General features: G+C 35.1%; 8 protein-coding genes. 7 read left to right on the top strand and 1 reads right to left on the bottom strand.

Annotated features, from left to right (window positions below; translation table 11 throughout):
• The first annotated feature begins 34 nt into the window (after positions 1 to 34).
• From LV89_RS07220 to LV89_RS07195, 6 genes are all read left to right on the top strand, one after another.
• Positions 35 to 2779, top strand: a complete 2745-nt coding sequence (locus tag LV89_RS07220) for an alpha-d-galacturonidase (RefSeq protein ID WP_109742205.1) — start codon at positions 35 to 37, stop codon at positions 2777 to 2779.
• A gap of 249 nt (positions 2780 to 3028) precedes the next feature.
• Positions 3029 to 4588, top strand: coding sequence for an MGH1-like glycoside hydrolase domain-containing protein (locus LV89_RS07215; protein ID WP_109742204.1), 1560 nt, complete (start codon positions 3029 to 3031; stop codon positions 4586 to 4588).
• 584 nt (positions 4589 to 5172) lie between these two features.
• Positions 5173 to 6300, top strand: coding sequence for an endo-1,4-beta-xylanase (locus LV89_RS07210; RefSeq protein ID WP_109742203.1), 1128 nt, complete (start codon positions 5173 to 5175; stop codon positions 6298 to 6300).
• A 19-nt stretch (positions 6301 to 6319) separates the two neighbouring features.
• Positions 6320 to 7783, top strand: coding sequence for an MFS transporter (locus tag LV89_RS07205; protein ID WP_109742202.1), 1464 nt, complete (start codon positions 6320 to 6322; stop codon positions 7781 to 7783).
• 246 nt (positions 7784 to 8029) lie between these two features.
• Complete coding sequence (locus LV89_RS07200) at positions 8030 to 9046, top strand: glycoside hydrolase family 43 protein (RefSeq protein ID WP_109742201.1); 1017 nt, start codon at positions 8030 to 8032, stop codon at positions 9044 to 9046.
• 94 nt (positions 9047 to 9140) lie between these two features.
• The gene (locus LV89_RS07195; protein ID WP_109742200.1) at positions 9141 to 11804 is read left to right on the top strand and encodes a sialate O-acetylesterase; all 2664 of its coding nucleotides are present in this window, start codon (positions 9141 to 9143) and stop codon (positions 11802 to 11804) included.
• Positions 11805 to 11890: 86 nt separating this feature from the next.
• On the opposite strand, the gene LV89_RS07190 is transcribed toward LV89_RS07195, so the two are convergent.
• Positions 11891 to 12493 (bottom strand): recombinase family protein, encoded by a 603-nt coding sequence (locus LV89_RS07190; protein WP_109742199.1) that lies wholly within the window; start codon positions 12491 to 12493, stop codon positions 11891 to 11893.
• A 255-nt stretch (positions 12494 to 12748) separates the two neighbouring features.
• Between LV89_RS07190 and LV89_RS07185 the strand changes: the two genes are divergently transcribed.
• Positions 12749 to 14047 (top strand): ATP-binding protein, encoded by a 1299-nt coding sequence (locus LV89_RS07185; RefSeq protein ID WP_109742198.1) that lies wholly within the window; start codon positions 12749 to 12751, stop codon positions 14045 to 14047.
• Positions 14048 to 14055: the final 8 nt, after the last annotated feature.

The raw sequence follows: 14055 nt of genomic DNA, 5'->3' as shown, positions 1-14055 counted from the left end.
AATCTCAAACAAGATGATTCAATCCTGTCTCCAAATGAACAAGATATTAAAAATATTCTTCTTCTGCTTGATTTTCACGCCATTAATCGCTCAAAAATCAAACAAAATTACCATTTATACGGATGGAAAATCAGGTGTGCGACAAGCCTTTGGAATTGAAAAACTGAGTGAATCTTTACGCTCATTCGGTTATCAAATAAAAATTTCTACAAATGATTTTTCGCAAGCTCAAAATAATGATATTGTCATTAGAAAAAATGGCGAAAATCTGCTGAAAATCTATTCAGCAGATACTTTGTTAATTAAAAAGAAAGAAAGCTATTTGATTCAGAAAACAGATAAAAAACCGTTTCAGCTTATCGGGAAAGATGATTCTGGCGTTTTGTACGCTTGTTTAGACTTAGCTAATAGAATCAAAGAGAACAAGAAAATTCCACAAGAACTCTCTGTTACAGAAGTTCCCGAAATGGTTTTGCGTGGCACTTGTGTTGGTCTTCAAAAACCAAAACTTTTACCCGACCGTGAAGTTTACGAGTATCCATATACACCCGAGTCGTTTCCTTGGTTTTATGATAAAGCATTGTGGTTGAAGTATTTAGACATGATGGTTGAGAATCGTTACAATTCGCTTTATCTGTGGAATGGGCATCCGTTTGCGTCTTTGGTAAAACTAAAAGATTATCCGTATGCGGTAGAGGTTGACGAAGCAACCTTCCAGAAAAATGAAGAAATGTATCGTTTTTTAACGCAAGAAGCCGACAAAAGAGGTATTTGGGTGATTCAAATGTTTTATAATATCATCGTTTCAAAGCCTTTTGCAGAGCATCATAAAATTAAGACACAAGACAGAAATCGCCCGATAATCCCATTGATTGCGGATTATACTCGTAAATCAATTGCTGCTTTTGTGGAGAAATATCCAAATGTTGGCTTATTAATTACACTCGGCGAAGCGATGGAAGGAGCAGGACAAGACGATGTCGATTGGTTTACGAAAACGATTATTCCGGGAGTACAAGATGGTTTGAAAGCGATTCATAGTAACAACGAACCGCCCATTGTTTTACGAGCTCATGATTCTGACGCTCCAAGAGTGATGAAAGATGCTTTGCCTTTGTACAAAAATTTATATACAATGGCAAAGTATAATGGTGAAGCTCTGACGACCTATACACCAAGAGGTTCATGGGCAGAATTGCACCGAAAATTGAGCAGAATTGGAACGGTTCATGTTGAAAATGTCCATTTATTGTCAAATTTAGAGCCTTTCCGATATAGTTCACCCGACTTTATTCAGAAATCGGTACAGGCAATGCACAATGTGTATGAGGCGAACGCTTTGCATTTGTATCCACAGGCTTCGTATTGGGATTGGCCTTATACAGCCGACAAAACGTCTCAACGAATTTTGCAACTCGACCGTGATGAAATGTGGTATAAAACATGGGCGAGATATGCTTGGAAGTCAAATCGTGAACGAAATGAGGAAGAAGTTTTTTGGCAAAATCATATTGCAAAAAAGTTTGGGTTGAATGAAAATCAAGCAAAAAAAGTGCTTTTGGCTTATGAAGAAACAGGCGAAATTGCTCCTAAACTGCTTCGTAGATACGGCATTACAGACGGCAATCGTCAGACTTTGACTTTGGGAATGTTAATGACCCAATTAATAAATCCGTATCGTTATAGTTTACTGAATTTATTGTACGAATCAGAAGCTCCCGAAGGTGAGAAAATTATTGATTATGCCGAAAAAGATTGGAAAGGCGAAAAACATATTGGAGAAACTCCCTTGCAAATTGCCGAAGAAGTGAAAAAACACGCTCAAAAAGCTCTTGATGCTATTAATTCCATTGATAGTCAGTCGGTTAAAGATAAAGCTGAATTTGAAAGATTGAAAAATGATGTTCGTTGTTATCATGCAATGGCTAATTTTTATGCCGAAAAAGCATTGGCTTCATTGGATATTTTACGGTTTAAATACAGTAATAATGTGCATGATTTAGAAAAGGCTTTACCACGTTTGGAAGAGAGTGTGAAACATTATTCAACCTTGACAAACCTTACAAAAGACGCCTATTTGTACGCCAACAGTATGCAAACTAAGCAACGCAAAATCCCGATGCGTGGCGTTGATGCAACTTTTATTCATTGGAAAGAAATGTTGCCCGTTTTCCAGAAAGAATTAAATCGTTTTAAGTTTTGTATTGATTCTTTGCATCATGTAAAATCAGACAAAAAGGCTGAAATACAATATCTTAAACCTGCTGAAATTTCTTTCATTTCTAAAATTGATGGACAATATTTATCAGAAAAAGGACAAACACTTTTGTCAGATACATCTTTGATTATTAATGAAATAGCTCCTGAATTGAAGTTTTTAAAAGGCGTTCAGTTCTCTAAAAATAAACAAATATTGGAAGGCACAAAATTGGAATTTTCATGCAAAATACCTGTGAAAGTTTTAGTGGGATATTTCAATGAAAGTCAGCAAATGTATAGTGCAAAAAAGAGTATTTTCTTGCCTAAACCACAACTTGAAATAGATGCTTCTGCCAATAATTATGGACAGTCGGAAGCTAAAATTACGAATGCTCTTTTGGCAGGAAATTGGGGTTCTGTGAATATCCATACTTACACTTTTGAGGCAGGAGCAAATACGCTGACTTTGGGCAAAGGTGTTGCCTTAGTTTTGGGTTTTGTGGAAGGAAAACAAGACCTAAAAGTATTCGATGCAGGTTTGGCAGGAAATGCCAAAAATATAGATTGGTTGTTTGAGTAAACACTGTTTTAAGTACTATTAGGAAATGGGATGTTCGTAAATTATCCCATAAAATTTTAAAAAACAATTAAGGTTAAGCTTCTCTGAAGCTGTGTTGAACATTCTATAACTTACTACAAAGGTCATACTTCTCCGAAGTAATTAATCTTAATATTACTTCGGAGAAGTATAACATTTGTAGAAAAAAATGGGAAATTCCAACAGCTTCGGAGAAGCTTAACCTTTAATTTTACTAAATATTAGCTGAAAATGAAAATTATAGGAAAATGCAATTACTTACTATTTTTGATTTACTTTTTGTCATTTAATACGTCATTTAGTCAGAAAAGTACCGTATTGAATGATGAAAAATTAGCCAAATATGTAACGCAATTCAACGCATTGGATAGCGAAGAAGCCGTTGTAAATTATATTCCAAACAAAGAATCTTTCAAATGGTTATCAGAAAATATCCCCCTTTTTGAATGTCCTGATTCGGTGATTCAGACCGTATATTATTATCGTTGGTGGGCAATGCGAAAGCACTTAAAACAAACTTTCGATGGCTTTATTTTCACAGAATTTATCACACCTGCCAAACACGCAGGCAAGCATAATGCCATCAGTAGTGCTTTGGGGCATCATATTTACGAAGCTCGTTGGTTGCACAATCAAAAAATAGCAGACGATTATATCAATTTTTGGTTACACATCGACCCTAAACATAACGTTCAACGATTTCATGGTTTTAGCAGTTGGATTGATGATGCCGTTTACAATCGTTATTTGGTCAATTTGGACAAATCTTTCATCGAAAAAAATCTAATTACGCTCTCAAACGACTATAAACTTTGGGAAACTGAAAAGCAATTACACAATGGAATGTTCTATCAATTTGATGTAAAAGATGCGATGGAAGAATCTATCAGTGGGGGAAGAAAGGATAAAAATATTCGCCCGACCATCAACAGTTATATGTACGGAAATGCTTTGGCACTTTCAAAAATGGCAAAAATTGCGAAGAACGACAGCATCTTTTCTAAATATATTCAAAAAGCAATTTTCTTAAAAAAAGCGGTAATGGATTCTCTTTGGGACGAAAAAGCAACTTTTTTTAAGGTAAAATTAGAAAAAGGAAATACACTTTGCAATGCTCGTGAGGCACTTGGTTTTATTCCTTGGTATTTTAATTTGCCCGATGATAAAGCCAATTATGCAAGTCAATGGAATCATTTATCAGATACATTGGGGTTTAATGCCAAATGGGGCATTACTACGGCAGAGCGTCGTCATCCTTTGTTCAGAACACATGGTTCGGGACATAGTTGCGAGTGGGACGGAGCGGTTTGGCCTTTTGCTACTACCCAGACACTCAAAGGTTTGTCTAATGTTTTGAATAATTACAAAAATCATGGAAAGGCGAGTAAACAGCTTTTTTATGATGAACTTTGGAAATACGCCAATTCACATCAAATGAATGGAAAATTGTATTTAGGAGAATATCAAGATGAGAAAAATGGCGAATGGTTGAAAGGCGATAATCCTCGAAGTAAATTCTACAATCACTCAGGTTTTGCCGATTTGATAATTAATGATTTAGTCGGTTTAAAGCCACGAGAAGACAATATCTTAGAAGTTTCGCCCATCATTACTGCCCAACAATGGGACTGGTTTTGTTTAGATAAAGTACAATATCACGGGAAAAACCTAACAATTCTTTGGGATAAAACAGGCAAAAAATATCAAAAAGGGAAAGGATTTAGGATATATTTAGACGGAAAAGAAATTTGTCATGCTGGAAAATTGAAGAAGGTTTTGGTGAAGATGTAATCCACACATAAGATAGTTTTAAGTTATGCACCTATTCAAATTTTCTCTTTCGAACTGCTAAAAACTATGTCTTTTAAGTTTTCATGAGTTTGATTATTCTCACCCAATAACTAATACTAATTTTAAAAAGATATTGCGTGTATGAGTTCCGTAAAATACGCTCCGAATATTTAAAACTGGTATAAATTCTAATCCCTATTTATATTCTTGTATATCCACAATTTTACCAAAATCTTTTCAAAATGAGCATTCCCCTTGCTCTGTTATCCTTTAAAATTTCACTTCAAATACTTCAAAATACAATACTTATTTCTCAAAACAGGAAGTTTTTACGAGATTAACTAAGCATTTCTAATATGTAATTATTGAGGAATAGCAGTATTTTTATTTCTAATTTGAATATTTTAATAAAAAAAAACTTTCACCTTTGCGGTAGTGGTCACAATTTTAGACTTGTAAGTATGACCATAAATTGTTAGTGCTTTGTCTTTAAAGAATAAGCCAATGATTTTGGGTTCAACCTTAGCCAATACCAGATAATTTGGCTTGAGGATTTTTATAAAAAAGTAAACAAGTTATAAACTATGGATAATCAGCGTATTAAAAAAACAATTTTCAAAGGTCTAATTATTAGCTTTTTGGTTTCAAATATGGTTTTGGGACAGAAAAATTCTCATTCGCTAAAAATAGCTTTTCATGATGATTTCCTGATTGGTACAGCTTTGGGCGTAGAGCATATTTATGAAAAAGATGCTAAAGCAAATGAGCTAATCAAACAAGAATTCAATGCTATTACGCCTGAAAATATCATGAAATCTCAAATTATTCATCCCGAATTTAACCAATATAATTTTGCTGAAGCTGATAAATTTGTTGAGTTTGGACAGAAAAATAAAATGTATATCGTCGGGCATACTTTGGTTTGGCATTCTCAATTGCCTGCTTTTGTGAGCAAAATCAACAGTGCTGATTCTTTGCGGTTATTTATGACTGAACACATCAAATCGGTGGCGGGTAGATATGCAGGGAAAATTAATAGCTGGGACGTTGTAAATGAGGCACTTAATGACGATGGAACATTACGAAAATCTGTATTTCTGAATAAATTTGGTGAAAATTACATTAAAGAAGCCTTTGATTTAGCCGCTAAAACTGACCCTAAAGCTGAACTTTATTACAATGATTATAACATTGAACAACCCGCAAAACGCAAAGGGGCAATTGAACTTATCAAAAAACTTCAAGCCAGTGGCACAAAAATAAATGGAGTGGGTATTCAAGGACATTGGAGTATTAATAGTGAGAACCTAAAAGATATTGAAGATGCCATTATTGAGTTTTCTCAATTAGGAATAAAAGTAGCTTTTACAGAATTGGATTATACGGTTTTGCCCAATCCTTGGGATTTGAAAGGTGCTGACGTGAACCAACGTTTTGAAGAAAACCCTAAAATGAATCCGTACAAAGACTCTTTGCCTGATTCTGTTCAAAATAAACTTGCCAATCGCTACGAAAATTTGTTTAAAATATTCTTAAAGCATAAAGATAAAATAAGTCGAGTGACATTTTGGGGAGTAAATGACAGTCATTCTTGGTTGAATGGTTGGCCAATCAAAAACCGCACAAATTATCCTTTACTTTTCGACAGAACTTTTGAGGGCAAAAAAGCCTATCATTCACTTATCAACTTAAAGAAAACAACCACGAATTAATTTATCCAAACCCAAAATTATGAATCAAACATCTCAAAAATTATCTGTTTTAGAAAAGATTGGTTACAGTCTTGGCGATTTAGCCGCCAATTTAATCTTCCAAACCCTAATGACTTTTTTAGCCTATTTTTATACTGATGTGTATAAAATTCCCGCAGGAAAAGCCAGTTTAATCATCTTTACGGGTGGAATTATTGGAGCATTTTTCAATGTTTTGATGGGAATTATTGCCGATAGAACTTCTACTCGTTGGGGAAAATTCCGCCCTTGGTTACTTTGGACATCTATTCCTTTTGGTGTGATTTCCCTTTTGGCTTTCTCAACGCCCGATTTCAGCGAAACGGGAAAAGTCATTTACGCATTAATCACTTATCTATCTTTGGTATTGGTTTATTCAGCCAATAATCTTCCTTATTCTGCCCTCAGTGGGGTGATGACGGGCGATATGTCTGACCGAAATAGTCTATCTTCTTACCGATTTGTGGCGGTAATGGTGGCTCAATTCATCATTCAATCTTTACTTTTACCTTTGGCACTTTCTTTGGGTCATGGCGATAAAGCCGTTGGTTTTGAGAAAGTTATGCTCTTTTTTGCAGTCGTAGGGGTTATTTGCTTTATCATTACTTTTCTTACCACCAAAGAAAGAATTGTACCGCCTGTCACCGAGAAAAACAGTATCTCACAAGACCTTTCCGATTTAGTAAAAAACCGTCCATGGGTGATTATGCTTTTGCTTACCATTTTGGTTTTCATTACTTTATCCTTGAAAGGAGGAATGTACATTTACTATTTCAAGTATTATTTGAATCCCGAAGCACAAGCCACATTTTTGGAGAGCATTGGTTTTAATCGCTTCATTGTTGGCTTGAACGAAACCATCACAGGTTTAGGTTTAGGGAAATTTGAATGGCCAGAAGATGCCCCAACTTCAGCCAATAGTTTGTTCAATGCAGGTGGAATTATCTTCATGATTGTGGGTATTATGTTCTCAAAACCTTTGGCTGATAAATTCGGAAAACGTAACATTTTTGGCATTTTCTTGACGCTTTCAGCCTTGTGTTTAATCATGTTTAATTTCTATGCAACGGATTCAATCGACATCGTTTTCATCACCCAAATTTTACACGGATTTACCTATGGCGTAACGATTCCACTACTTTGGGCAATGATTGCGGATGTGGCTGATTATAGCGAATGGAAAAATAATCGTCGGGCAACTGCCATTATTTTCTCAGCCATGATTTTTGGTTTAAAAGCAGGTTTGAGTATTGGTGGAGCAATCGGTGCAGCTTTACTTTCAAACTATGGTTATGTGGCAGAACAAGCGAACCAAACGGCAGAAGCAGTCTCGGGGATTAAAATGTCTGTGAGTATTTATCCCGGAATCATTTTTATTCTCGGAGCAATTTTAGTGATTGGCTATGAAATTGACAAAGCGATGGAATTGAAACTTGAAAGAGAATTGAAAGAAAGAAGAAAGTAGTTTGGGGTAGTGAACTTCCCGAAACAATATCCATTGCGGGTAAATAACTTTCGGGAAGTTGAGATAACTTATAAACAGTGAAAGTAAGAATAACAAATTAATTAATAATATTAAATATTGTCATCATGACGTAGGGGCGTATCGCATACGCCCAAAAAGTCGAGATGTGGGCGTATGCGATACCGCTCCTACACAATATCAATTTATTTATTCCAAATACTTATTTAGAAATTAATCATCATAAAAATGCCAGAAGTAAGCGTAGAACACATTGATTTTCAAGATTTAAACAGTCGAGCGATTTCACAACCGCTTGTCAAACATATTTATACGGCTGACCCCTCAGCTCATGTTTTTGAGGGTAAAATTTACATTTATCCTTCACACGACATTGAGGCAGGTATTCCATTTGATGATTTAGGAAGTCATTTTGCGATGGAAGACTACCACGTCATTTCGATGAATTCTGTTGATAGTGAGGCAGTTGATAATGGGGTAGCCCTTCATGTAAGTGATGTTGCATGGGCAGAACGCCAAATGTGGGCTCCTGATGCAGCCCAAAAAGATGGGAAATATTATTTGTATTTTCCTGCCAAAAGAGCAGATGGAATTTTCCAAATTGGAGTAGCCGTTGGAGATTCTCCCGTTGGTCCTTTCAAAGCTGAGCCTTTGGCAATTGAGGGAAGTTATTCGATTGACCCAGCGGTATTTGAAGATAAAGACGGTTCGTATTATATGTATTTTGGTGGACTTTGGGGCGGACAACTTCAAAGTTATCGGAATAATATTTATGCTGAAAGTAATCAAGAACCTTCGGCAGACGAGCCAGCCCTTTGTCCTTTGGTGGCAAAATTGACTGATAATATGCTTCAATTTTCCGAAGAACCAAAAGCGATTTTAATTTTGGATGAAAACGGGAACGAGCTTTTAGCAGGTGATAACGACCGTCGTTTTTTTGAGGCATCTTGGATGCACTTTTATGAAGGGAAATATTATTTTTCATACTCAACGGGCGATACCCATTTTCTATGTTATGCAACAGGTGATAATCCTTATGGCCCATTCACATATCAAGGAAGAATTATGAATCCTGTGGTTGGTTGGACGACGCACCATTCCATTTGTGAGGTATCAGGAAAATGGTATTTATTCTATCACGATTCAAGTTTGTCGGAAGGCATAACCCATTTGCGTAGCATCAAAGTAACTGAAATTCAGTATGATGCTGATGGGAAAATACAAACCATTGAACCGTATCGGTAAAATGATTTTCATTAGAAATTGGAGAATAACCAACCTTTAAAAGTTGGTTATTCTGTTTTATAAGAATTTTTCTTAACCCTTGCGTAACTCAGCCATGAGATTATTTAAACTACTTCTGCTTTTTTTTATTACCAATTGTACTGTCACTTTGGCACAAATTCGTTTACCAAAACTCATTTCTGATAATATGGTTTTGCAACGTGACCAAACGATTAAAATTTGGGGTTGGGCTTCTCCCAAAGAAAAAATCATGCTTGTTTTTAAGAATAAAAATCTTAAAACGGTTGCAACAGATGCAGGAAAATGGGAAATTCTTTTGTCTCCACAATCGGCTGGAACTGGCTTTGATATGATTTTGAAAGGAAAAAATGAGATAACCCTCAAAAATATTGCTTTTGGTGATGTTTGGCTTTGTAGTGGGCAAAGTAATATGACCATTACGATGGAGCGTATCAAAGAACGTTTCCCAGAAGATATTACTTCGGCAAATTATCCTGCTATCCGTTACTTTTTTGTGCCAACGCTTACCGACCTAAACTCCCCAAAAGATGATTTCCCTCAAGGCGAATGGAAAACGGCAACCACCAATAATATTTTATCTATCGGGGCGATTTCATACTATTTTGCTCGTGACCTTTACGAAAAATATCAAGTACCCATTGGTATGATTAATAGTTCGGTAGGAGGTACGCCCATTGAGGCTTGGATAAGTGAAGGTGGTTTTAAAAAAATGGAAGACATACAGAAAACTATCAATCAAAATAAAGATAGTAGCTACGTAAATTCTCAGAATCGGCGTTCTATGGTAAAAAATCAGGTTGCCGTGAAAGATTTGGGTAGTATTGAACATTGGGAAAACCCAACTTATCAAGAAAAAGGATGGCGAAATTTTAATATTCCTGGATATTGGGAAGACCAAGGGGTAAAGGATTTGAACGGCGTTGTTTGGTTCAGACGAGCATTTGAAATTCCTAAAAGTTGGCTTGGAAAGTCGGTGAAACTTTACATGGGAAGAATTGTAGATGCTGACGAAATGTATGTAAATGGAAAAAAGATTGGCAATATCACCTATCAATATCCACCAAGACGTTACGAAATTCCTGCTGATTTGCTTAAAGAAGGTAAAAATACTTTTGTAATCCGAGTAACTAACACGGCAGGAAAAGGCGGTTTTGTTCCAGATAAACCGTATTTTATGACTACCAATGGCGAAGAAATTGATTTAAAAGGAACATGGCAATACAAAGTTGGAGAAGTTTATCAGCCTACAAATCAAAATACAATTAGTGGCGGTTTGGTAAAACAAAATCAACCAACAGCTTTATTTAACGCTATGATTTCCCCAGTTTTACAAACTTCTGTGAAGGGTTTTTTATGGTATCAAGGTGAAAGTAATACGGCTTTTCCAGAGAAATATGATGGTTTAATTACAACGTTGATTTCGGATTGGAGAAGACTTTGGAATGATGATAAAAAGCCTTTTTTTGTCGTGCAATTAGCTAATTATCAGGAAGTAAATTATACGCCAACCGAAAGCAATTGGGCAAGAATGAGAGAAGCTCAAAATAAGGCTTTGACACTACAAAATACTGCTGTAACCACAACCATTGATTTAGGAGAATGGAACGATATTCATCCTTTAAACAAAAAAGATATTGCTAAACGATTGGCTTTGGCGGCTCAAAATATCGCTTATCATGACCAATCGGTAGTTTATGCTGGACCTACATTTAAAAGCCAAGAGATTGAAAATGATAAAATTATTTTAACTTTTGAGAACGTAGGAGAGGGCATTGTTTCAAAAGATAATGAAGAATTACGTTGGTTTTCAATTGCTGATTACGACAAGAAATTCGTTTGGGCAAAAGCCCGAATTGTTGGGAAAGATAAAATTGAATTATCGAACGAGACAGTAAAAACGCCTAAATATGTTCGTTATGCTTGGCAAGATAATCCAGAAGGGGTAAATTTTTATAATTCAGCAAATTTGCCTGCTTCGCCTTTTAGAACTGATGCTGAAAATTTAGACGATTCCAAACCGTGGAAAGGGAAAAAATGCTCCGTCGTTTTGACGTATGATGATGCCTTGAATGTACATCTTGATATTGTAGCTCCAGTTTTGGATTCTTTGAATTTGAAAGGAACATTTTATCTAACTGCCTCTTCTGATGCGGGGACAAAACGGGTGAATGATTGGCGAAAAATTGCTCAGAACGGACATGAATTAGGAAATCATACACTTTATCATCCCTGCGATGCAACCAGAGAGGGCATGAGTTGGGTAAAACCTGAGTACGATTTAAGTAAATACAGTTTGAGAAAAATTCAAGATGAAATCAAAATGTGTAATACTTATCTCAACGCTATTGATGATAAAACTAAACGCACTTTTGCTTTCACTTGTGGGCATAAAAAGGTAATTGAAGGTGAATTTATACAGTCTCTTGCCAGTGAATTTGTAGCTGCACGTGCCGTGAGAAGTCAAATGCACAGTTTTGAGGAGCAAAATCTTTTGGATGTTGACTGTTACAGTATGGAAGGAACATCGGGCGAGAAGATGATTGAGTTAGTGAAACAAGCTCAAAATACTGGAAAAATGTTAGTATTTCTTTTTCATGGCGTAGGCGGTGAACATGGTCTGAATGTTTCAAAAGAGGCTCACAGTCAATTAGTTCACTATTTGAAAGAACATGAAAATGAGATTTATGTTGATACTATGCTCAATGTTGCCGAGCATATAAAGAATTTGAAAAAATAGTTTATTGGCAGTAATAGAGTTGCTATCATTCAGAACGATAGCAACCCTAATAAAGTCGTTTCAACGTAAGAAAATATGATTAGGCACTAATTTTCTTCTTTCTTATTATACACTTGAAAAGGAACGTTATTATCAGTCAGAATTTTATAGACCGTAGTAGTGGAAGGAATAGAAAATGCCTTCATTATCTCTCGAATACTTCTTTGTTCCTTATAAGCACTTATTACCATTGGAGCAATTTCCTGATAGCGTGGTGATAAACCTTTCGGTCTTCCACCCATTCTTCCTCTGGCTCTTGCGGCTTCTTGTCCCGCTTTTGTTCTGCGAATTAATCTTTTTCGTTCATGTTCAGCCAATAATGCGAATAGCTTGAAAATAAATTCGCCCGTTTCGGTTGTTGTATCAATTAATGACTGAGAAAGACTTTTAAATAATATTCCTTTTTGGTTTAAATCATCGACTAAAATAATCAATTCGAGTGTGGTTCTGCCTAATCGGTCAATATCCCAAACTACTAATTCGTCACCCGTTCTCAAAATATCTTTCATTCGTTCAAATTCGGGTCTTAACTTTGAAACGCCCGAAACTTTCTCTTGAAATATTTTATCACAACCATATTTTTTTAGAGCATCTAATTGAAGTTCTTCGTTTTGTTCTTCTTTTGACACTCTTACATATCCTATTTTCATATTTATCGAATTTTATTTTACCTTTTGTGAAGATAGTAAAATGTAATTTGATTTAATAACAATTTTTATGTTCTGTTACTGTAAGGAGGCGATATTGTTTAGTAGAATAAATTGGAAGAGTAATATTTATTTGTCGTTTTCCTAAAATTTTAAACTGATGATTTAGAATAATGGTTATTATTTTAAATCAATAGTTTAAAATAATAACCATTATTCTAAATTTCTTATATTTGTATCATTAAAATATAAGATTTTATGTATAGAGAAAAATTAAATGAATTGGCTGTTTGGAAGTTGAAGCCGAATAGAAAACCGCTTATTTTAAATGGGGCAAGACAAGTAGGAAAATCGTGGTTGGTGCAAAAATTTGGAGAGGAGTTTTTTGATAAGAAAGTCATTACAATAAACTTTGAAAAAAGACGGGATTTACACGTCATCTTCAAAACAAATTTTGATGTCAATAGAATTTTATTGGAATTGGAATTTGTTTTAGGGCAAAAAATAGATGTAGAAAACGACCTTCTTTTTTTTGATGAAATCCAAGCTTGCTCAGAAGCATTGGGAAGTTTGCGATATTTTTATGAAGATAAACAGACTTTACATTTAATTGCAGCAGGTTCATTATTAGATTTTGAATTTAGAAATCAACCTTTTCCAGTGGGTCGAGTGGATGTGATGAATTTGAATCCGATGACTTTCTATGAGTTTTTATTGGCAAAAGGAAAAGAATCTATTGCTAACCTTTTGAATGAACCTCCAAGATATTTGCCAGAAATCGCTACAACTATTTTGAATGAAGAAATTAATAATTATTTTGTGATAGGAGGGATGCCCGAATGTGTGCAGAGTTTTATTAATAATCAGAATTTTCAAGATGTACAAGAAATTCAAGACAATTTGCTGTACTCTTATGAACAAGATTTTAAAAAATACAAACCAATAGTTGATGGCGACGCATTGAATGATATTTTAGAAAAAAGTGCCTTGCTGATAAGTAATCAAATTGTTTATACACATTTGTCTGACCGTTTTTCGAGTCCAACTATAAAAAAAGGCGTTGAAGTTTTACGTACTGCAAGGTTATTAAATTCGGTTCAAAATGTGTCTATCTCAGGTTTGCCACTTACTCCATCAGGAAAGCAATTCAAACTTTATCATCTTGATATTGGGCTTTTGCTTAGAAAAAGTAACTTGTCTTTTCAAGATGTCTATTTGAAAAAGAATCTTACTGCGGCATTTAATGGAATGTTAGCAGAGCAGTTTGTGGCTCAACAAATCATTGCTTCACAAAAAGAAGATTTGACATATTGGGCAAGAACAAGCCCCGGAAGTAGTGCAGAAGTAGATTTTGTGATTGTTCGTGAAGGAAAAATATTTCCAATTGAAGTAAAATCGGGGAAAAATGGCTCATTAAAGAGTTTACATTATTTATTAGAACACAATTCGCATATTGATTCAGCCATTATTTTCTCAAATGCTCCTTTCGGAATTCAGGGAAAATTAAACTTTATACCCATTTTTTGGGCAGGAAGGTTAATTTTCCCTTTAGAATGATACAAAAA

The organism is Arcicella aurantiaca, from assembly GCF_003148625.1.
Classification (GTDB): domain Bacteria; phylum Bacteroidota; class Bacteroidia; order Cytophagales; family Spirosomataceae; genus Arcicella; species Arcicella aurantiaca.
This window is presented reverse-complemented; position numbering and strand designations above follow the sequence as displayed.